Genomic DNA, 1,142 nt, shown 5'->3' on the forward strand with positions numbered 1-1,142 from the left:
TTTTAAATTTAATGATATGATTCAGTTTTCAAAGAACTAATTTAACAACCTTCCGGTTGTTAATGGAGAATAACGGGATCGAACCGTTGACCCCCTGCTTGCAAAGCAGGTGCTCTCCCAGCTGAGCTAATTCCCCATTAAATATTTCATTGAATGTTGTAAAACACTCAAAACTAAATAACGTTTCAACAAATGCATTCCGATTTTCCTTAGAAAGGAGGTGATCCAGCCGCAGGTTCTCCTACGGCTACCTTGTTACGACTTCACCCTAATCATCTGTCCCACCTTAGGCGGCTGGCCCCTATAAAGGTTACCTCACCGACTTTGGGTGTTACAAACTCTCATGGTGTGACGGGCGGTGTGTACAAGACCCGGGAACGTATTCACCGCGGCGTGCTGATCCGNGAGACAAGCTTTAAGAGATTTGCGCACCCTCGCGGGTTGGCTGCTCGTTGTACTTGCCATTGTAGCACGTGTGTAGCCCAGGTCATAAGGGGCATGATGATTTGACGTCATCCCCGCCTTCCTCCGGTTTGTCACCGGCAGTCTTGCTAGAGTGCCCAACTAAATGCTGGCAACTAACAATAAGGGTTGCGCTCGTTGCGGGACTTAACCCAACATCTCACGACACGAGCTGACGACAACCATGCACCACCTGTCACTTTGTCCCCGAAGGGAAAGCTCCATCTCTGGAGTGGTCAAAGGATGTCAAGACCTGGTCAGGTTCTTCGCGTTGCTTCGAATTAAACCACATGCTCCACCGCGTGTGCGGGTCCCCGTCAATTCCTTTGAGTTTCAACCTTGCGGTCGTACTCCCCAGGCGGAGTGCTTAATGCGTTAGCTGCGCCACTCAAGGGCGGAAACCCTCGAACAGCTAGCACTCATCGTTTACGGTGTGGACTACCAGGGTATCTAATCCTGTTTGCTACCCACACTTTCGAGCCTCAACGTCAGTTACAGTCCAGAAAGCCGCCTTCGCCACTGGTGTTCTTCCATATATCTACGCATTTCACCGCTACACATGGAGTTCCACTTTCCTCTACTGCACTCAAGTCATCCAGTTTCCAAAGCAATTCCTCGGTTAAGCCGAGGGCTTTCACTTCAGACTTAAATAACCGTCTGCGCTCGCTTTACGCCCAATA

At 49.7% G+C, this 1,142-nt stretch carries 1 tRNA gene and 1 rRNA gene; both read right to left on the bottom strand.

Going from position 1 to position 1,142, the window contains the following annotated elements:
• Positions 1–63 precede the first annotated feature (63 nt).
• Positions 64–136, bottom strand: a tRNA-Ala gene (locus ACJQWY_RS06865).
• Positions 137–213: 77 nt separating this feature from the next.
• Positions 214–1,142, bottom strand: a 16S ribosomal RNA gene (locus tag ACJQWY_RS06870); the annotation flags it as partial.

The organism is Weissella kandleri (assembly GCF_045504165.1).
Taxonomy (GTDB): Bacteria; Bacillota; Bacilli; order Lactobacillales; family Lactobacillaceae; genus Weissella; species Weissella kandleri_A.